We start from the raw sequence: 20,096 nt of genomic DNA on the forward strand, positions 1-20,096 counted from the left end.
TTGCCCGGCTCGTTTCCTGGCCCAGATCCCCATCTCCAACGCGTCAAGGGCGAGATTCGTGTGCAACGAGGTCGAGACCTGCCAGCCCACGACCATTCTTGAGAACACATCGATGACGAACGCGGCATATACCCATCCCGAAAACGTCCGGATATAGGTGATATCCGCTACCCAGAGTTGGTTCGGGCGATCGGCGGTGAAGCGGCGCCCGACCAGGTCTGCCGACGAAGGTGAGGCCGCGGCGATAGTGGTCCTGGGGCGCCTGCCCCGCCGTAGACCCTGCAGGCCCTTCTGCCGCATCAGCCGCTCGACCGTGCAGCGAGCCACGCGGATTCCCTCACGGTTGAGCTGGGCATACACTTTCCGCGCCCCGTAGACGCTGTAGTTCTCACGGAACACGCGCTCAATCTCGGTGAGCAGCTCCGCATCCCGCAGGACGCGTTTTGATGGTGCGCGTTTCCTCGCTGCCCAATACGTTCTCGGAGCGATCTGTACACCCGATTCTTTCAGGACTGCGCAGATCGGCTCGACCCCGAGTTTCTTCCCCTCAACAACACGCTCGCGGTGGCCATCGATATAGTCAAAGACCACCGCGAGCGGAACCTCCCGCCGATGGGCGGAATCGTCAGAGGTTACTTGGTCTTGCGGTCGAGCTCCGCGGCGGCGAAAAACGCCGAAGCCGTCTTCAGGATCTCGTTCGCCCGCCGCAATTCACGCACCTCGCGTTCCAGCTCGGCGATCCGCGCAGCGTCGTCGCTGGTGCGGCCAGGTGCCGTGCCGGCGTCGATCTCGGCGCGCTTGACCCACGTCCGCAACGCCTCCGGGTGCACGTCCAACTGACTCGCGACCCGGCGGATGACTGCCATCCGCTGCCCCTCGCGATCCCATCCAACGCCATCCGCGTCGCCCGCTCACGCAGCTCGTCGCTGTACTTCTTCGGTGCCGGCATGCTCTGCATCCTTCCTGGAATCAAAGCCTGCACAGAACCCGGGGCGCATCAGGCGGCGACACCGGCGATTGCGTTGCCGAGAGAGAAGCCGCAATAGATGGCCAGCACAAAGGTCGCGCGCAATCGTGTCGGGCTGAATTCGCTGGTTAGCGCGATCGCGCTGGGGGCGGCGGCGCCAAGGCCCAGGCCAGCCAGGAAGCGAAGCGCGATAAGCGCCGTCACTCCGTCCGACCACACCACCGCCAGCGTGCAGACGGCGAAGGCCGTGGTCGCCGCGAGAAGCGTTAGGCGGTGCCCAAATCGCTCGGATAGCGGGGATAGGACCAGGTAACCCACCATCAGCCCAACTAGGGCCGAGGAGAACACTGGCCCCAGCAGCGTAGGTGACAGTCCCCACTCCTTCGCAATATGCGGTGCCGCATAGCTGATCGCCTGGGTATCGAAACCATCGAGAAACAGAACCAGCCCACACAAACCGATAACCGCATACTGGTACGGGCTGACTCGACGGTTGTCGATGAATTCCGGGAGCCGGATCGGCGCAGTTGAGTGGGGCATCTGACCTCCATTGTCCACATGACGGCTGTGTCGGTGAACACGACGCGGGCAAATGGCTCGCCACTGGCCTCACGTGCGCAGTTGAATCAATTATGTCCTCTGCCCGGAGTCCAGCATCAATCTCTGGCCTAGGGCTGCCGCTTCTGGATGCCGTCGCCGCGATCCGGCGGTATCCACAAGCGGTAGCCCCGTGTAGTTCTCGGCGAGGCTGCGGGCGCCGGCCTCGCTGGACGCGATCCAGTCCAGCTGGGAGCGCTGCAGCTGGGCGTCGAACGGGTCGCCGGAGGTATGCAGCATCGTGGTCATCCACGAGGAGAAGTGCGTACAGCGCCAGACTCGGCGCAACGCGTTGTCGGAGTACCCGTCCGCGAGGCGGGAGTCCTTGTCCTTCAGCAGCGCGGCGAGCGCGGGGGCCAGCAACGCGACGTCCGCGACCGCCAGGTTGAGCCCCTTTGCGCCAGTCGGCGGCACGATGTGAGCGGCGTCGCCTGCGAGGAACAGGCGGCCGTGGCGCATCGGCTGCTGCACGAAGGACCGCATGGGTAGCACAGATTTTTCCATGATCGGGCCAGGGTTCAGCGTCCAGCCGTCGAGCCGGAAGCGCTCGTCGAGCGCGGACCAGATACGGTCTTCCGACCAGTCGGCGACCTCGGTGCCGTTGGGACCTGCAGGTAGAGCCGGGAGACCATCTCAGAGCGCATCGAGTGCAGAGCGAAGCCGTCGGGGTGCCAGGCGTAGATCAGCTCGTCCGTCGACGGCGCCACGTCGGCGAGGATCCCGAGCCACGAGTACGGGTAGGTCCGCTCCCAGGACTGCGGGTTCGGGACGGCGGCGCGGCTGGGTCCGAACGAGCCGTCGCAGCCCACGACCGCGTCCGCGTCGAGCCGCTCGGTCCGGCCGTCCTTCGTGAAAGTGACGCTCGGGGAATCCGTCTCCAGGTCGTGCAACGCGGTGTCGGCGACCTGGTAGACGATCCGCTGGCCGGCGGCGTCCCGGGCGCGGCCGAGGTCCTTGGTAACCTCGGTCTGACCGTAGACCGTGACTGTGCGGCCCACGAGCCCGGCGAAGTCCAGGTGGTGGCGCTCGCCGGGCCACTGCAGGCAGATGCCTCGATGGACGTCTCCTTCCCGGTCGAGCCGCTCGCCGAGGCCCACCTCCCGAAGCAGGTCAATGGTGGACTGCTCGAGGATCCCCGCCCGCACCCGCGCCTCGACGTACTCCCGCGAGCGGGTCTCGACGACCACGGACTCGACCCCCGCCCGGTCGAGCAAATGGGAGAGCAGCAGTCCGGCGGGGCCGGCGCCGACGATGGCGACTTGAGTGCGCATGCAAGGAGTCTGTGCGGCCGGGTCCCGAACGCCTAGCGGGTTCTCCTACTGAGTGGAAAGCATCCGCCCGATACCGGCGGCGGTGACCTGCAGGGCGGAAAGCAGGCGGGGGCGGTGGCGGCGCAGGTCCGGCACGACGAGCCCGACCGCCGCGACGACGTCGTCGCCCGCCCGGATCGGGACCGCGAGCGAGCAGGCACCTGCGCTCATCTCCTCGACGGTCTGGGCGAATCCCTCGCGGCGGGTCCGGGCGTGCTGCTCGCGCAGTCGTCCGGGCTGGGTGATGGTGTACGGGGTGATCCGCGTGAGCGAACCGAGGACCTCGGCCTGCACCGGCTCAGGCGCCCACGCGAGCAGCACCTTCCCGACGCCGGTGGCGTGCAGCGGCAGCCGCCCGCCAACCCGGCTCACCACCGGCACCGAGGCGTTCCCGGCGATGCGGTCGAGGTAGAGCGCCTCGGTGCCCTCGCGTTCGGCCAGGTGCACGGTGGCGTGGGTGGCGGCATAGAGGTCCTGAAGGAACGGGGCGACGACCTGGCGCAGCTCGGCCTGGACGGGCGCGAGCAGGCCCAGGTCCCAAAGCCGCCGCCCCACGACGTAGGAGTCCCCGCACCGGTCCAGCGCGCCCAGCCCGACGAGCTCCGCGGCCAGCCGGTGGGTGGTGCTCAGCGGCAGGTCGGCCCGGGCGGCGAGCACGGTCAGGGTGAGGCTGCGGTGCTCGACGTCGAACGCGCCGAGCAATGCGAACGTCCGCGAGGCGACGCTCGCCCCTGGCGTTCCGACGTTCCCGGCCATCGGTCCATGCTTCCACTCAGTTGAAAGAACGGGCCGTTCGAGAGTACCTGGCGCGACAACCACGAAGGTTCACCGCGTTCGCGACACGCCTTGTCACGTCCCTGACGAGTGGGGGAGCGGGGAGGTCTCGCTCGAGCCTGCGGAGTCCGGCGGCATCATGCAGATCACTGCGGACCACCACGAGTTGGTCACCAGCGCGAAGGCGCACCAGCTGCTCGGCTGGCGCACCGCCACCTGTCATTCACCGATGTGCCCAGACTCTACTCGCGACCGTCCGCGTTCAGGACCCGGCCGTGGGAAGAGGTGACCGCGGACGGTCCGCATCCACCGGGGCGATCAGACGCTTGCCCATATTGTCGCGGCGTAGAGACCCTCGATCGCGCCGGGCGCCTCGTGGAACCGGCAAGTACGTACTCGCGATCCCCCGATCCAGGCGACCCCGCGGCTCCATAACCCCGCAGATCCGGGGCGACGAACGTGCGGCCGCGAGTGGGCGGCTCCACCACCTGGCGCCGGCACGCGCTCGTCTGGGACCAGGTGGTGGAGCAGGACGACTGGCCCCGGCCCGTACCGACGACGCCGTACGTCAACTCGATGTCGACCAGACTCACCGACGCGAGGTGTCCCAGGGTATCGTTGTCTCTCAGTAGTACTTGCGTGCCAATGACCACATTGGACGCACCGGACAGGACTCGCGGCCGGATCGAGACGGCCCAACCGCCGGTCTTGGAGCACGTGGGCCGCTGGCGGACAGCCAATTCGTCGTCTCGACCGCGACGTCACGACGGCGTGGTCGGCGATCGTCCGGGTACCGGTCACCGGGCCGTCGACAGATGCGAGGGACCCGGCGTCGGACCCGACGTGTCGCGCACGATCGACCACCTCCCCGCGGACGCGACCGCCGCGTTGATGGCGATCGAGAGCGCCAGCACGACGGCCCGGGCCTGGGCGTTGGCGGGTGACCAGGCCCCCCGACCACGACACCGGTAATCCGCTGATCATCGACGTTAAGGCCACCCTGGTCACCGCCCACAGTGAGAAGGAAGGCGCGGCGGCGACGTTCAAGAAGGGCTACGGCCACCATCCGTTGTGGGCGTTCGTCGACCGCGGACCCGACGGCACTGGCGAGCCCCTCGCCGCGCTGCTGCGCCCGGTGAACGCCGGGTCGAACACCGCCGCCGACCCCATCACCGTCATCCGCACCGCCCTGCGTCAGCCCCCGGCCACCGCACCGACCCGCCGAGCCGGTCACAAGGTCCTGATCCCGGATCGACGGCCGGCGCCACGTCCTACGCGGTCGGGTTCGGCCTGACCCAAGACCTCGTCGACCAACTCGCCGCGCTGCCCGACTTGGACTGGCAGCCCGCATACAGCGCCGACGGCGGACCCCGCCCCGGCGCCTGAGTCGACGTCGGGTTCACCGGCTGGTGACGTCGACGCCGAAGAAGGGAGAGGCCGTGAGGGTCCTCAGCAGGGAGCCCGCATCTTAAAGTTCGCGGGTTTTGGCCTGGCCCGTTCGCGGCCATGCCGCTGGCCGACGGCTGCGCGGACGTGCTGCGCATCGACCGCAACGCCCGCCGGTCGACAGCGGCGCGCTCACCCGCGGACGTGTGCTACTCAGCCTCGACCCTCAAGGTCGACGCCGAGCGTGCGCTGGGATCGTCCGGCCGCAGACGTGCTCGTCGAGGGCCGCGATCAGCATCGTCGTGGAGATGAGCGTCATGGCGATCGTGACAGGCAATTGCGGCCGGTGCGGTCGCTCAGCCATCCGGCCAGCACTGCGCCGATCGGCATGCCGGCTCTGGTGAGGGCTGCGACGGGTACCCAGTGTAGCCGGGGTGCCTCCCACGGCTGGTACGTCACGAGCGAGGGACCCACGGTACCCAGCGTGAACAGGTCACAGCCAGCGAAGAAGAGGATCAGAAAGGCGAGAAGGAGCACCCGGCGAGCCGTACTTCCCGCGGACGGGTTGGGACGTGTCAGCGGACATCGTCTGGCATGGAGCACCGCGACGTACGGTCGGTGTCTCGCCTAGTCCACCCCCGCGAGGTGTTCGCTCGGCACGGGCAGCAATGCATCAGGACGTCCGCGCTGCGGTCATCGGCGATGTCCTCTCGATCGTCGGTGACCGGTGGCAGTCCTGGCATGGTCCGGTTGTCGAAACCGGACGCCGGGATCACCGGCGTTAGTTCGTGGCGCTCATTCGACGAGGCGAGCGTTGGTATCGAAGCAGGGTGCTGCGCACCTCGGCGAGGGTCATGGCTCGGTCAAGCGCGCGGCGGCACGTCACGAGCGCTTTCGGCCAGTTGACTGTCAGTGCTCCTGTGAAAGTGCCGTCAGCGTCGTTGTAGAGCACGGCGAACGAGGATGCGGGGTCGGCGCCGTTGATGCGCTCGAAGATGAGGTCGCCACCGGTGCGTCCGATCATTTGGAGCTTCCAGTCGTACTGGTCGCTCCAGACGTACTCCACCGGCGCGTGGACGTGCATGTTGTCCGGATGGACGATGTTGTGTGCCACGCACGTGGCCTGCTCGACTGCGTTGGTCCAGTGCTCCACCCGGATCGGCCCCACGCGATCGGGATGCTGCCAGCGCGCCACGTCGCCGACGGCCCAGATGTGCGGGTCGTCGACCGAACGGCTGTGCGCGTCGCAGAGCACTCCGTCGGCGCAGCTGACCCCCGAAGCCGCAAGCCACTCGTCGTTGGGTACGGCCCCGATCCCGACGACGACGGTGTCCGCGGTGATGTGGGCGCCATCGGACAGGAGAATCGTCAGGCCGTGCACCGACTCGTTGATGTCGTCGACACCGACGCCGAACCGGGTCGCGACACCGTGGTCACGGTGCAGGTTCGCGACGAGCTCGGCGACTTCCGGGTTCAAGACCCGGCCCAGCGGGACCGGTGCCGGATCCACCATCGTCACCTCGGGCACGCCGAGAGCGCGGGCCGACGCCACCACCTCGGCGCCGACGAATCCCGCGCCGACCACCAGGAGGCGCCCGCCACGGCGGAGGTCTTGGCCGAGCGCCTCGGCGTCGTCGGCGGTGCGGAGCACGTGCAGCCCCGGCGGGCTCCCCCACGGCGAGGGGCGGGCCCGCGCGCCGGTGGCCACGACGAGATCCTGGAAGGGCAACCGCCGCCCGTCGGCCAGTTCGACCTCGCGTTGGTCCCGGTCAACCCCTACGGCCGCCTGCCCGAGCTCGAGCCCGATACCGAGCGTCTCGGCCTCCTCGCGCGAGAGCAGGGCGATGTCCGCCACGCCGCGGGTGCCCGTCAGCACGGCCTTCGACAGCGGCGGCTTGTCGTAGGGCAGCGCGGTCTCCTCGCTGACAAGCACGATCTCGCGGTCGTAGCCGGAGGAGCGCAGTGCCTGGGCCGTGCGCACCCCAGCGACCGACGCCCCCACGATGACGGTTCCCGGTGTCCTAGCGCGTGCGTCCGCGGCCTTCATCGGTCGCTCTCCTCTCCGGTCGCCTTCGCGACGTAGTCCATTTATGCCCGCCCCTGGGCAAGGACCTCGGTGATGCCGGCTCTGGCCGCGTCGGGATCCAGGAACTCGCCGCCTGGTCGGCGGGGCCGCAGGTCGGCATCGAGGACGTAGCGGAGCGGGACGCCTGTGGGGAGGTTCAGCTCCTCCACCTCCTCCTCACCGAGCCCGTCGAGCAGCACGCACAGCGCCCGCAGGGAGTTGCTGTGACCGACGACGAGAACAGTGCGGTTCGCCCGGAGATCGGCGGCGATGGCCGGCCAGTACTCCGTCAGCCTCGCGAGCACGTCGGCCAGCGACTCCGTCCCGGGCAGCCGCTCCCGAGCCATGTTCGAGTAGCGCGGGTCGGTAGCCGGGTGCCGCGGGTCGTCCGGACTGACGGGAGGTGGGGCCTCCCGGTACGAGCGCCGCCAGCGGTGGACCTGGGACTCACCGAACCGCTCAATAGCCTCGCTGCGGCTGTATCCCTGCAGGATGCCGTAGTGGCGTTCGTTCAGGCGCCAGGTCCGCGCGATCGGCGGGCACGGGAACCCGGCATCGACGAGGACGCCGACCACGATCTCTGCGGTGGCCACGGAACGGTCCAGCACCGACGAGTGCACCGCGGCGGGTGCGCACCCGTGCTCGAGCAGCGACCTCCCGGCGCGCTCTGCCTCGACGCGACCGCGCGGGCTGAGGGGGACGTCCAGCCAGCCGCTGAAGACGCCCGCAAGGTTGCCCTCGCTGTGCCCGTGCCGCAGGAGGACCATCGTGCTGTCCGGGTGAGCGGCTCTACGCGACATCCGACGGTAGCCTCCTCGCCTGCGTTCGGCCCTGGTCGCCGCACATCGGATCGCACGACTATTAGGTATGATGTCATGCCATCGCCGATAATGGTAGCCGGAGGCAGGCAGGGATAAGGACCAGAAGTCGTCCCAGTGGGCCTGATCCCGACCGACTCCCAGTGAGCGGTCAGCCTCCCGTCCTCGGCGGCGCGCCAGATGCCGTGGAGGTGCTGGGTGCACGCAGGATCACCCTGGTGATGAGGTCCCGCTTCCTCAGCCGCGAGCGCTGTTCGTCGAGGAGATCATGGCGCACCTGCGGAGACTGTCCGCCTGACCCGGGGTTCCTGCGGCGGCAAACCTCCCGAGTCGCTCCCGCCGGATCGTCCGCCGCGGCACACCGTGTGGGCCTTCCCTTCCGACTCCCGACCGTTTGGAGACGACGGAATGACCAGCGCGACCAAGCTTCATCACGACGCCTGGACGATCAACACGACAGACGGTGAGCTGGGGGTGGAGGTCCGCCGCCCCACGGGGGTCCGTTCCCGGTGGTGCTGCTGTTCCACCACGGACCCGGCCTGGACGACGGCACCCCCGAGGTCATCGACCGGGTGGAGAGGGCAGGGTACTTCGTCGTGGCGCCGGACCGGTACTACCGATAGGGGCCCGTCATCACCTTCAGCGTGACCTGCTGGGCGGCGACCGGGAGTCGGAGGTCGCGCAGCGGCTCCACCGGCTATTGGGCGGTACGACCGAGGACATGATCGCACGCGACGTGGCGGCGGTGCTCGTACGAGTCGCTGCGGACCAGGCGGCGCGACGGGGGCGCGATCGGGACCATCGGGTTCTGCATCGGGGCCCGCTCGGCGCGCCATCCGCGATCAGCCCGCCGCCGCGGCCCGGCTGCACCCATCGCGGAGCGTGCAGGAGGGGTCCGACTCGCCGCATCTGGCCGTGGAGGCTTTCACGGGTGACATCTCCGTCGGCATCGGCGAAGACGATGTTCTGGCGCCGCTGGCGTCGAACCTCGGGCTGGTCGACGTGGTGAAGGATCTCGGAGCCCGCAGCACGGTCGACATCTTCGAGGGCGCCGGCCACGGGTTCGCAGTTCCTGGCCCGGGCTACCTGCCTGCCGCGGCCGAGCGCTCCTACGAGCAGGTCCTCAGCCTCTTCGACCGAACTCTGAAGGGGGGACCACCCGAGCCTTGTCCGGACTTCAGCTGGGATCTATGGTATTACAACAGACGTCAGGCTGCCGTTGAGAAAGGATGGCCCAATGGGTGAGGTCGCCGCCGTCGGCGTCGTGGGCCGCGGGTCACCGCGGGACCGCCTCCTTGATGTAGCGCACGAACGCCGCGGCGGCGGGGGACAGCTGTCGCTGGGTGGACCAGTAGATCCATACCGGCGTGGCCATCGAGGTCGTGCCGTCGTGGAGGCGGGGCCAGTCATTGTCAGCCGGCTCACCGGGCAGGTGGTCGTCGGCCACGACGGCCACGCCCAGGCCGGCCCGGGCCAGTGCCGCGAGGGAGGCGAAGTCGTGCGACTCGTACACGATGTCCAGCGCGATGCCCCGGGCCCGCAGCGGGGGTTCCAGCAGGTTGCGGCTCAGGCTGAAGCTCGGGCCGACCAGGACGGGAACCCCCGCCAGTTCGGCGACGTCGACGGTGGGGCGCCTGCGCCACGGGTGGTCGTCCGGGACGACCACCACGATCCGCGCCTGGCCGAGTTCGGTGCCCGCGATCCGAGAGTCGACCCGGGGGAGGCAGGTGACGACGTCGGCATCGCCGTCGATCACCCGTTCGGCGGACGGCAGGCCGGGCAGGCCGTGAATCGTGACCTTGACCTCCGGCTGCGTGGTGTGGAACCCGCCGATCAGCGGGGCCAGGAACCGGAGCAGGTGCGGGTAAGCACACTCCACGGTGACGATGCCTGCCCGGCCGTGTCGGACCTCGGCGGCCAGGTCCTTCAGCTTGTCGGCTCCCGCGAGGACCTGCTCGGCGATCGGGCGCAGCAACAGGCCCGCGCTCGTCGGCTGCACGCTGCGCCCGGACCGCTCGAACAGCGAGACGCCGAGTTCCTTCTCCAGGGCCTTCACCTGACGCCACAGGGACGGCTGCGGCGTGTCCAGCCGGGCCGAGGCGCCGAGGAACGAGCCCGCGTCGATGACCTCGACGAGGTAGCGGAGCTGGCGCAGATCCATTTATACCTCCAGTGAAGAGAAGGTATCCATTCTATGTCATGGACGAAGATGTCTCACGGTCCTAACATCGTGGTGTCATCCGCCGCCAGCGAGGGCGTCGACCGGTCACGCATCGACGCTTCGCACGAGTTCCGGGAGCGTGAAGGTCGATGAGTGAGTCCGTGGAATCTCAGTCGGGGACGACGGCGGAGGCAGTGCGTCGGGCGCAGACCGCCGCGGTGGACCGTGCGGTGGCCGAGTGGGGTGGTCTGCTTGAGGGGCAGGTTGCGGTGGTGACGGGCGCGGCCCGGGGCATCGGCGCGGTGCTGGCCGACACCCTGGCGACAGTGGGGGCGAAGGTTGCCGCGCTGGACAAGACCTGGGACGGCGCGGACGTCCACCGCAAGCGCCTCGAGGACGCGGGTGGTCTCGCCGTCGAGGCGGACATCAGCAGCGAGTCGGATGTGGAGGCCGCCCACGCGGCGGTGATCGAGAAGTTCGGTCACGCCGACGTCCTGATCAACAACGCGGCGCTGGTCTCCGAGACGCTGTTCCGGCCGTGGGGTCGGCGCCCGACCCTCGACACCACGGACGAGGACTGGCGGACGATGTTCGGGGTCAACGTCTTCGGCACGGTCGGGGTCACCCGCCGGTTCGTGACCGGCATGGCCGAGAGGGGCAGCGGCAGCGTCATCAACGTCGTCAGCAGCGGGGTGCTGGCGCATTCCACCGGCGGCGGCTATTACGCGGCGCGCCCGTACACGGTCGAGATGCCGTACCAGGCGGCGAAGGCGGCCGTCACGACGTTCGGCTTCTACCTGGCCGAGGAGGTGCGCGCGAAGGGGGTCTCGATCAACTCGATCATGCCTGGCCACACCCGCGCCTCCTGGTTCGATGACACCGCGCGCGCCTACGACGGCGCGGGCCAGACCTACTTCATGCGGCCGGTCGTTTCCGAGCATCTGCTGCCGATCACCCTGTTCCTCGCCGGGCAGGCCGAGCGGGGTGTCACCGGTCGGCTCTACGCCGTCCCGGAGTGGAACTACGACCACGGCTACGGGGACCTGACCTTCTGGCAGGACCACGACCTCCCCGAAGAGGTCGAGCGGATGTATGCGCGGATCGAGTCGGCGCTGCCGCCGTTCCAGCGCTCGGGTGTCGCGCAGCAGTCCTTCGACGCCGGCAGCGCGATGTTCGTCGCGGCGCTGGGCAACTTGGCCGCCAGGGGGGACACCGAATGACCGTCGTCCAGGGCGCTTCGGCGCAGGATGGTGCGGCGCTGCGGGCCAACGAGGCCCGCGTCGAGCAGCTGCTCGACCGCGACTGGCGCCTGCTCGTCGGGGACCGCCTGGTCCCCGCCCGCTCGGGTCGCACCTTCACGGTGGAGAGCCCGTACACCGAGCAGGTGATCGCCGAAGTGCCCGACGCGGGGGAGGACGACGTCGAGGTGACAGTCGCCGCCGCGTCGGCGGCGGCCCGCGGGTGGCGCCGGACCCCGGTCCTGCAGCGGGCGCGCTACGCCGAGGCACTCGCCGACGCGATCGAGGAACGCGCGGACGACTTCGCGCTGCTGGACGCGATCGACGCGGGCTCCCCGATCACCGAGATGCGGTCCGACGCCGACAAGGCGGCCGCGCAGCTCCGCGTCTTCGCCGGGTTGGCGCTGGAGCTGAAGGGCAACACGATCCCAGCGAGCGAGAACCTGCACCTGACCGTGCGGGAGCCGTTCGGCGTGGTCGCGCGGATCGTTCCGTTCAACCATCCGTTCATGTTCGCCGCGGGCAAGATCGCGGCGGCCCTGGTCGCGGGCAACACGGTCGTGCTCAAGCCGCCGGAGCTCGCGCCGCTGTCGGCGCTGCTGTTCGGGGAGGTGGCCAAGGAGGTCCTGCCGCCGGGCGTCCTCTCGATCGTCGTCGGGAACGGTCCTGAGGCTCCGCGGGCCCTGGTGCGCCACAAGGCGGTCCGCCGGATCGGCTTCATCGGCAGCGTGGGCACCGGGATGGCCATCCAGCGGGAAGCGGCGGGCACCGGGGTCAAGGAGGTCACCCTCGAGCTGGGCGGCAAGAACGCCCTGCTCGCCTTCCCGGACGCGGACCCGCTCGAGGTGGCCCGCTCGGCGGTCGCCGGGATGAACTTCACCTGGGCCGGGCAGTCCTGCGGCTCGACATCGCGGTTGTTGGTGCACGAGTCGGTGGCCGAGGAGGTCGTGAACGAGGTCGTGCGCCTGCTCGGCGAGTTCACCATCGCCTCGCCGCTCGACCCGTCGAGCGAGATGGGAACGGTGATCTCCCGACACCACCACGAGCGCATCCTCCGGGTGATCGAGGACGCGCGGGCCGAGGGCGCCGAGCTGCTGACCGGCGGGGGCCGCCCGGCTCACCTCGATCGCGGCTACTTCATCGAGCCGACCGTGCTGGCGGTCGAGCCTTCCGCGCGCGTCGCACAGGAGGAGGTCTTCGGCCCGGTGCTTTCGGTCCTGCGCTGGAAGGACGAGGACGAGGCGGTGGCGCTGGCGAACTCGCTCGACTACGGCCTCACCGCAGCCGTGTGGACCAACGACATCCGGCGGGCCCACCGGGTCGCGGACGACCTGGAGGCCGGCTTCGTCTGGATCAACGGCTCCTCCCGGCATTTCCCGGGCGTGCCCTACGGCGGGGTCAAGAACTCCGGGATCGGCCGGGAGGAGGGCGTCGATGAGCTGCTCAGCTACACCACGGTCAAGAGCATCAACGTCATGCGCTGAGCGCCCAGGATCCGATCTCTCGGGAGGGAACGTGACCGGCATGGCCGATCATCAGCCATTCGTCCAGAGTGCCCGTCGGACTGGTGCCCGATGACCGGGGTGGTGCGGGACGAGCGGGTCTCCGACTTCGAGCAGCCGGCTGCGGAGGTGGCCTGGGGCAGCGACGCGATCGCCGCGGCGCTGCGGGCCACTGGTGTGCCCTACATCGCCCTCAACCCGGGGTCGAGCTATCGCGGGCTGCACGACAGCCTGGTGAACACGCTGGGCAACACCGACCCCGAGATGCTGCTGTGCCTGCACGAGGAGCACGCCGTGGCGATCGCCCACGGCTACTCCAAAGTCACCGACCGTCCGATGGCCGCCGCAGTGCACAGCAACGTGGGTCTGATGCACGCGAGCATGGCCGTCTACAACGCCTACCTCGACCGGGCGCCGCTGCTGCTGTTCGGCGCGACCGGCCCGGTGGACGCGGCCGAGCGGCGGCCGTGGATCGACTGGATCCACACCTCCGCCGACCAGGGCGCGCTGGTGCGACCGTTCGTCAAGTGGGACGACCAGCCCGCGTCGGTACAGGCGTCGGTGACGTCGGTGCTGCGGGCGAACCAGATCACCCGCACGGAGCCGACCGCGCCGGTCTACGTGTGCTTCGACGTGTCCGTGCAGGAGGAGCCGACCACCGGTCCGGTCCCGACGATCGACGTGGCCCGGTATGCGTCCGTCTCGCCCGCCGCACCGTCCGAGGAGGCGGTCGAGGAGGCTGCGCGCCTGCTTGCCGGCGCGGGGCGCACGGTGATCCTGGCGGGGCGGGCGAGCCGGGACCGCGCGGAGTGGGACGAGCGGGTCGCGCTGGCCGAGCGCCTCGGCGCCTCGGTCCTCACCGACATCAAGGTGGCCGCGGGATTCCCGACGGACCACCCGCTGCACGCGGGTCACCCCGGGCTGATCGCCCCGCCCGCGATCCTGGACGTGATCCGGTCGGCGGATGTGGTGCTCAGCCTGGACTGGGTCGATCTCGGTGGCCTGCTCCAGCAGGCCTTCGGGGACCGGCCGGCGGCGAAGGTCATCGCCGTGACCAGCGACTTCCACCTGCACCGCGGCTGGACCAAGGACGACCAGGTGCTGGCCCCCGCGGACGTCCGACTGCCGACCCGGTCCGGTCCCGCCGTCAGCGCGCTGCTGCGCGGGCTCCCGGACACCGGGCGGCCCGCGCTCACCGAGCGGGTGGCCCCGCCGCCCGTCCCGGCGTCGAACGGCGAGGAGATCAGCCTCGCCGAACTGACCGTCCGGTTGCGCGAGGCCACCGCGGACCTGCCCGTGACGCTCGTGCGCATGCCGATCTCCTGGGACGCGAGCCAGTGGCCCATTACCGACCCGCTGGCTCACCTGGGCGCGGATGGCGGGGCCGGGTTGGGCTCCGGTCCCGGGCTCGTCGTCGGGGCTGCGCTGGCGCTGCGGGGCAGCGGCAGGCTCCCGGTGGCCGTGCTCGGGGACGGTGACTACCTGATGGGTGTGACGGCGTTGTGGACCGCGGTGCGCCACGACATCCCGTTCCTGATCGTGGTGGCCAACAACCGCTCGTACTTCAACGATGAGGTCCACCAGGCCAAGGTCGCCGAGGTCCGGGGCAGGCCGCTGGCGAACGCGCACATCGGCCTGCGGATCGACGAGCCCGCACCGGACCTCGCCGGGCTGGCCCGCGGGCAGGGCCTCGACGCGTACGGCCCGGTCGGGTCGGACGTCGAGCTGGTCAAGGTCCTCGAACAGGCCGTGGAGTCGGTCCGTGCGGGCCGACCCGTCGTGGTCGAGGTGCTGGTGGAGCGAGGTTACGGGAAGTACGCCGCGCAGCTTGTCGGCGGTGACGACTGAGCCGCCCGAGCACATAGGGCCGGGACGGCTTCACCCCGGCGGAACGAACCGATCCGCAGTTCCCACATTGTCACGAAGGGGGTCAAGGATGACCATCCTCAACGAACTGGACGCGCTCGTCGACTGGAAGAACGGCTTGGTCGCCCCGGCCATCCACGTCGACGAGGCGGTGTACCGGACCGAGGCCGCCCGGGTCTTCGGCCGGTCCTGGCTCCTCGTCGGCCACGAGCAGATGGTCCCCACACCCGGAACCTATGTGACCACTTACATGGGCGAGGTCCCGGTGATCGTCAGCCGGGACCGCCGCGGCGAGATCCACGTCCTGGTGAACAAGTGCTCCCACCGGGGCAACCAGGTCTGCTTGTTCGACCGCGGGAAGGCGCGCGGCTTCGTCTGCTCCTACCACGGCTGGAGCTACGGCCTCGACGGCGCGCTCAACGGCATCCCGGTGGAGGACTTCGCCTACCGCGAGGGTGTCGACAAGTCGCAGCTCGGCCTGGAGAAGGTCGCCAAGGTCGCGAACTACCAGGGCCTGCTGTTCGCCACCTTCGACGCCGACGCCCCGGAGCTGGAGACCTGGCTGGGCGAGGACGGCCGGTGGTGGCTGGACAACCTGGTGCTGTCGTTGGACCTGGGCGGGCTGGAGCTGCTGCCCGGTTTCCATCGCTACCACTCGCCGGGCAACTGGAAGCTGGCCGCGGAGAACTTCTTCGGCGACACCTACCACGTCTACACGGCGACGCACGTGGCGTGGATCGGCGTCTGCGTGGACTTCATGAAGCAGGGCAACCTGGCGCCGATGATCGACTACCCGTCCGGCAACACCTCGACCCACCTCAACGCCACCACCGGCGTCGAGCCCGGCCGGACCCCGTTCGGCATGGGCATGCTGATCATGGACCAGGAGGTGTACAAGCGGGACTACGCCGAGGCGCAGCGGCTGGGGCCGGAAGCGGTCGAGTGGGTCGAGCACCGCTTCCACGTCCGGCAGAAGGCGTTCGAGGGTCGCGCCGACTGGCCCTACGGCTTCATGCACGCCGGGATTTTCCCGAACGTCGGCCTGATGGGTTTCATCTCCCCGCTGCTCGGCAGGCACTTCCTGCAGTTCCACCCGCGCGGCGCGCAGGCCCACGAGACCTGGCAGTGGACCATGGTCGAGCGCGAGGCCCCGCAGGTCGTCAAGGAGGTCGCCGCGCAGCGCGTGTACCAGGGCCAGCACCCGGCCGGGCTGATCGCGCCGGAGGACGTGGAGAACTTCGAACGGATCCTCGAGGCCACCGTGCCGGACCGGAACCGGTCGCGGCCGTTCCACTACCGCCAGCAGCTCGGCCACGAGACCGAGGGCCCCGCGGGCTACCCAGGCCAGGTCGGCCCCAGCCCCAGCGAGGCCAACCAGCGCGCGTTCTACCGGCACTGGCTCGAGCTCATGGACCGGAGGTGAGCGCCGTGGCGAACTGGGAGCGGAAGCAGGAGATCGAGGACCTGCTCGCGCGCGAGGCGCACCTGCTCGACGAGCGCCGCTTCAAGGAGTGGCTCGCGTGGCTCACCGACGACGTCGAGTACGTGATGCCGCTGCGGGAGTACGTGCAGGGCGACGTCGCTCCCGCCGGGCACCCGATCATCCGCGACGACCGGACCATGATCGAGGTGCGGCTGGCCAAGGACGAGACCGGGTACTCGCACTCCGAGCTGCCCGAGTCGATGACCTGTCACGTCGTCACGAACGTCGTCGTGGACGACATCGAGGGCTCCGACGAGGTCGAGGTGCGCAGCACATTCCTGGTACGGCAGGCCCGCAAGCTGCGGGACGAGGCCTGGTGGGCCGGCAGGCGGGTCGACCGCCTGCGCCCCGTCGACGGGACCTGGAAGCTCGCCCGGCGCGAGGTGCACCTCGACGCCACCATCCTGCCGCGCGGAATCTCGATCTTCTTCTGACGCAGACACCCCCCCCATCGCCACCAAGGGAGACATCCATGACGGTCGTCACCGACCAGAGCACGGGCAAGTTCATCCAGGCCGGCCCGTACCGAGTCCACTACCACGACGTGGGCGCGGGCCCGGCGGTGATCATGCTGCACGGCGCCGGTCCCGGGGCCAGTGCCTGGTCGAACTTCTCCGGCAACGTCGACGTGTTCGCGCAGTCCCACCGGACCCTGCTCGTCGACATGCTCGGGTTCGGCAAGTCCGACGGGATCACCGACGACTCGGAGCCGGTGACCACGATCCGGGCCCGCGCGCTTCGGGACATGCTCGACGCCTTGGGCATCGAGAAGGCTAGCTTCGTCGGCAACTCCATGGGCGGCACCGTGGCGATGGCGTTCGCCGTCGACTACCCCGAGCGCACCGAGCGCCTGGTGCTGATGGGTTCGGGCGGGATGATGAAGACGCTGAACGTGCCCCAGCCCTCGGAGGGGCACCGGGCGCTGCGCGCGGCCGCGGAGAACCCGACACGGGAGACGATCCAGCGGCTCGTGGACGTGATGCTCTACGACCCCTCACTGCTGCCGGCGGAGATCTTCGAGGAGCGGCTGCGCGCCGCCCAGGAGCGGCCGACGCCGTCGGTCACCGGCACGGTCGCGTGGCGCGACCAGGAACCCGAGCTGCACACGATCACCGCGAAGACGTTCATCGTGTGGGGTAGGGAGGACCGGGTCAACCCGCTGGAGATCGGGCTGATGCTGCTGCGCGAGATCCCCGAGTCCCGGCTGCTCGTCCTCAAGCGGTGCGGGCACTGGGCCCAGATCGAGCAGCGGGACGAGTTCAACCGGGTCGCCCTGGACTTCCTGAACTCCTGACGGCGCCGTACTCCACACGCGTACGGACGACGTACGGACGACACTGACGAAAGGAATGACGTGGACGTGACGCACCCTCCCTCGACCGGGCTCGTGTACCTCTGCGAGACCGCCGAGGTCCCGGAGGACGAAGGCCTGCGGGTCCGCCACCCCGAGCTGCCCGAACCCGTCGCGGTGTTCCGCGACGACGACGGAAATTTCCGTGTCCTCGCGGACGCCTGCAGCCACGGCGAGGCGTCGCTGGCCGACGGCTGGGTCGAGGGCGGGTACGTTGAGTGCCCACTGCACTTCTCGCGGTTCGACCTCAAGACCGGTTCTCCGTGCTCACTGCCCGCCATGAAGCCGGTCAACGCCTATCCCGTCACGGTCGTCGACGGGAAGCTCTACCTCGACCACTCGGAATAGGGACCTCTCATGCTCGTCCAGGGAATCGGCGCCTCACACACACCCACCATCCTGCTGCCGCTCGAGGAGTGGCCCGCCACCTACGCCCGCATGCGCGGCGATGTACCGCCACCGGCGGCTGCCGCGCGGGAGACCCCCGAGTACATCGCCGCGGCACGGGCCCGCATCGACTCGAGTATCGCGATGCTGCGGGAACGGATCCGGGCAGTCGAGCCGGACGTCGTGGTGATCGTCGGGGACGACCAGAGCGAGGTCTTCGGCCCGGCGGTCAACCCGACCCTGGCGGTCTACTGCGGGAACGAGGTCAGCGGGGAGACCCTGGTCGCGTTCCGCGACAAGCCCGGGCTCAACCGACGGGTGAGCCTCAAGTGTGCCGGTGACTTCGGGATGTTCCTGGCCAGGGCCCTGATCGACCAGGGCTTCGACCCGGCGATCATGACCGAGCTGCGGCCGCTGAGCAAGCCGGAGGGGATCGGACACGCGTTCACCCGGCCCGCCGCGTTCCTCGGTCTCGACGAGCTGGGCGTCCCGGTCGTCCCGGTGTTCCTGAACTCCTACCACGAGCCGCTGCCCGACGGTGCGCGCTGCTACGACCTCGGCACGGCCATCGGCCGCGCGGCCCGGGAGCGCCCGGAGCGCGTGGTCGTCCTGGGCTCGGGTGGCCTGTCGCACGACCCGTTCGGGGTGCGTGCGGGCTGGGTGGACGACGAGCTCGACGAGTGGGTGCTGGACCGGATCCGCGTCGGCGACACCCGCGCGCTGCGGAACCTGTTCACGTTCAAGTCCCAGACGCTGCACGGAGGCAGCGGCGAGATCCGCTCGTGGATCGCTGTCGCGGGGGCCTTCGAGTCCGTCCCGGCGGACGTCATCGACTACATCCCCCTGCACCACGCCATTACCGGTATCGGCTTCGCGTCGTGGCCGGCCCCCGCCGCAAGCTGACGGCCCGACCGGGGAACCGACGAAAAGGAAGGTACGCCGTGCTGGACGTGCACGCGGACTACGACAGGTGTGAGGGGTACGCCAACTGCATCCTGGCGGCCCCCGACGTCTTCGATGTGAGTGACGACGGGGTCGTCGTTGTGCTCCGCGACGCGGTCGAGGAGAGCGAGCGGGAACGGGTCAGCGAGTCGGTACGCGCCTGCCCGGTCTCCGCGCTGAAACTCGGCGCCCCCTGAACCGGCCGAACTGAGAGGACCACCACATGTACCCGAACAGATACCCGCGCAATCAATGGTACGTCGCGGCTCACAGCGACGAGCTCGGCCGAACGCTGCTCGACCGCTGGCTGCTGGACGAGCCGGTCGTGCTGTACCGCAAGCAGGACGGCGACCCCGTCGCCTTGGTGAACCGATGTGTCCACCGGCAGATGCCGCTGTCGAAGGGGCGCCTCAAGGACGACTACATCGAGTGCGGCTACCACGGCATCCTCTACAACTCCGAGGGCCGGGCCGAGCGCATCCCGTCGCAGACCCACGTGCCACCCGCGTGCAAGGTGACCCGGTTCCCGCTGTTCGAGCGCTGGGGGCTGGTCTGGATCTGGATGGGTGACCCGGACAAGGCGGACGAGAGCCTGGTCCCTGACCACCACTGGATCACCGACCCGAACTGGGCCACCGTGCGCGGCCTGCTCCCGATGAACGCGCGCGCCCAGCTGCTCAACGAGAACCTGCTCGACCTCTCGCACCTGGAGTTCCTGCACGCGGGCTCCATCGGCACCGAGAAGATCGCCGAGTCGCCGGTGACCACGGAATTCGACGGCGCCGTCGTCCGGGTGGCGCGGCCGATGTACGACATCGACTGCCCGCCGTTCTTCACGAGGACGATGGGCATCACTGGCCGGATCGACCGCGGTCAGATGGCGGAGTACTTCGCGCCCGGCTTCCACATCACGCACGTCTCGGCGAAGCCGACCGGGGACCCGGACGACTCGCGCACGTGCTCGCAGAAGGCGATCCACTGCGTCACGCCCGCCAAGGGCAACACCACGCACTACTTCTGGTGCCACACGCGTGACTACAAGATCCACGACGATGAGGTCACCGAGCTCATGCAGCACGGCATCGAGGCCGTCTTCAAGCAGGACGTCGCCGCGTCGGAGGCCATCGAGGAGATCATCTCCTCCTACGAGCCGGACTACCCGATCGAGCTGAACCTGAAGGTGGACGCGGGGCCGCTGCAGGCGCGGCGGCTGATCCAGCGCATGCTGGACGCGGAGAAGGTCGGCTGA

General features: G+C 69.5%; 18 protein-coding genes and 3 pseudogenes. 13 read left to right on the plus strand and 8 right to left on the minus strand.

The annotated features are described in order from the left end of the window. The 5 genes and pseudogenes from DI005_RS20790 to DI005_RS20810 form a co-directional block, all read right to left on the minus strand. On the minus strand, positions 1–591 hold a 591-nt coding region (locus DI005_RS20790; RefSeq protein WP_147263889.1), incomplete at its 3' end, for an IS3 family transposase. Between the two features lie 41 nt (positions 592–632). Next, on the minus strand, positions 633–866 hold the full coding sequence (locus DI005_RS20795) for a transposase (RefSeq protein ID WP_113643216.1): 234 nt from the start codon (positions 864–866) through the stop codon (positions 633–635). A 131-nt stretch (positions 867–997) separates the two neighbouring features. Continuing rightward, positions 998–1,507, minus strand: a complete 510-nt coding sequence (locus DI005_RS20800; RefSeq protein WP_113643217.1) for an MFS transporter — start codon at positions 1,505–1,507, stop codon at positions 998–1,000. 177 nt (positions 1,508–1,684) lie between these two features. Continuing rightward, positions 1,685–2,835, minus strand: a pseudogene (locus DI005_RS20805) (4-hydroxybenzoate 3-monooxygenase); the annotation flags it as partial. 45 nt (positions 2,836–2,880) lie between these two features. Next, entirely contained in the window at positions 2,881–3,630 is a 750-nt protein-coding gene (locus DI005_RS20810) for an IclR family transcriptional regulator (RefSeq protein ID WP_113643218.1), read from the minus strand. A gap of 855 nt (positions 3,631–4,485) precedes the next feature. Here DI005_RS20810 and DI005_RS20815 point away from each other — a divergent pair. Further along, positions 4,486–5,031 (plus strand): annotated as a pseudogene (locus tag DI005_RS20815) (transposase); the annotation flags it as partial. Positions 5,032–5,815: 784 nt separating this feature from the next. Here DI005_RS20815 and DI005_RS20825 read toward each other — a convergent pair. Both DI005_RS20825 and DI005_RS20830 read right to left on the minus strand, forming a co-directional pair. Then, positions 5,816–7,081 (minus strand): NAD(P)/FAD-dependent oxidoreductase, encoded by a 1,266-nt coding sequence (locus DI005_RS20825; protein WP_113643221.1) that lies wholly within the window; start codon positions 7,079–7,081, stop codon positions 5,816–5,818. Between the two features lie 41 nt (positions 7,082–7,122). After that, positions 7,123–7,899, minus strand: coding sequence for a 2,3-diphosphoglycerate-dependent phosphoglycerate mutase (locus DI005_RS20830; RefSeq protein ID WP_199543038.1), 777 nt, complete (start codon positions 7,897–7,899; stop codon positions 7,123–7,125). Positions 7,900–8,417: 518 nt separating this feature from the next. Between DI005_RS20830 and DI005_RS20835 the strand changes: the two are divergent. Continuing rightward, a pseudogene (locus tag DI005_RS20835) lies at positions 8,418–8,540 on the plus strand (dienelactone hydrolase family protein); the annotation flags it as partial. Between the two features lie 211 nt (positions 8,541–8,751). After that, on the plus strand, positions 8,752–9,162 hold the full coding sequence (locus tag DI005_RS20840) for a dienelactone hydrolase family protein (protein WP_255565731.1): 411 nt from the start codon (positions 8,752–8,754) through the stop codon (positions 9,160–9,162). Positions 9,163–9,193: 31 nt separating this feature from the next. Here the strand turns inward: DI005_RS20840 and DI005_RS20845 are convergent, their stop codons facing one another. Continuing rightward, on the minus strand, positions 9,194–10,078 hold the full coding sequence (locus DI005_RS20845; protein WP_113643225.1) for a LysR family transcriptional regulator: 885 nt from the start codon (positions 10,076–10,078) through the stop codon (positions 9,194–9,196). A 161-nt stretch (positions 10,079–10,239) separates the two neighbouring features. Here DI005_RS20845 and DI005_RS20850 point away from each other — a divergent pair, with 161 nt between their 5' ends. From DI005_RS20850 to DI005_RS20895, 10 genes are all read left to right on the plus strand, one after another. Continuing rightward, a complete protein-coding gene (locus DI005_RS20850) occupies positions 10,240–11,298 on the plus strand; it encodes an SDR family NAD(P)-dependent oxidoreductase (protein ID WP_199543041.1) in 1,059 nt (352 codons plus the stop codon). Continuing rightward, complete coding sequence (locus tag DI005_RS20855; protein WP_113643227.1) at positions 11,295–12,800, plus strand: aldehyde dehydrogenase family protein; 1,506 nt, start codon at positions 11,295–11,297, stop codon at positions 12,798–12,800. Before DI005_RS20850 ends, DI005_RS20855 begins: the two co-directional genes overlap by 4 nt. 90 nt (positions 12,801–12,890) lie before the next feature. Next, positions 12,891–14,666, plus strand: coding sequence for a thiamine pyrophosphate-binding protein (locus tag DI005_RS20860; protein ID WP_113643228.1), 1,776 nt, complete (start codon positions 12,891–12,893; stop codon positions 14,664–14,666). A gap of 88 nt (positions 14,667–14,754) precedes the next feature. Continuing rightward, entirely contained in the window at positions 14,755–16,107 is a 1,353-nt protein-coding gene (locus DI005_RS20865; protein WP_113643229.1) for a Rieske 2Fe-2S domain-containing protein, read from the plus strand. Next, positions 16,104–16,601, plus strand: coding sequence for an aromatic-ring-hydroxylating dioxygenase subunit beta (locus DI005_RS38260; protein ID WP_158559857.1), 498 nt, complete (start codon positions 16,104–16,106; stop codon positions 16,599–16,601). Before DI005_RS20865 ends, DI005_RS38260 begins: the two co-directional genes overlap by 4 nt. Positions 16,602–16,639: 38 nt before the next feature. Continuing rightward, positions 16,640–17,461, plus strand: coding sequence for an alpha/beta fold hydrolase (locus DI005_RS20875; RefSeq protein ID WP_113643231.1), 822 nt, complete (start codon positions 16,640–16,642; stop codon positions 17,459–17,461). 66 nt (positions 17,462–17,527) lie between these two features. After that, a complete protein-coding gene (locus tag DI005_RS20880) occupies positions 17,528–17,866 on the plus strand; it encodes a non-heme iron oxygenase ferredoxin subunit (RefSeq protein WP_233520222.1) in 339 nt (112 codons plus the stop codon). A 9-nt stretch (positions 17,867–17,875) separates the two neighbouring features. Continuing rightward, positions 17,876–18,808 carry a hypothetical protein gene (locus DI005_RS20885; RefSeq protein ID WP_113643232.1) on the plus strand — a complete coding sequence of 311 codons (933 nt, stop codon included), beginning with the start codon at positions 17,876–17,878 and terminating at the stop codon, positions 18,806–18,808. 38 nt (positions 18,809–18,846) lie between these two features. Beyond that, entirely contained in the window at positions 18,847–19,044 is a 198-nt protein-coding gene (locus DI005_RS20890; protein ID WP_113643233.1) for a 4Fe-4S domain-containing protein, read from the plus strand. 26 nt (positions 19,045–19,070) lie between these two features. Continuing rightward, positions 19,071–20,096 (plus strand): aromatic ring-hydroxylating dioxygenase subunit alpha, encoded by a 1,026-nt coding sequence (locus tag DI005_RS20895; RefSeq protein ID WP_113643234.1) that lies wholly within the window; start codon positions 19,071–19,073, stop codon positions 20,094–20,096.

It is taken from the genome of Prauserella sp. PE36, from assembly GCF_003311655.1.
GTDB classification, from domain to species: domain Bacteria; phylum Actinomycetota; class Actinomycetes; order Mycobacteriales; family Pseudonocardiaceae; genus Prauserella_A; species Prauserella_A endophytica.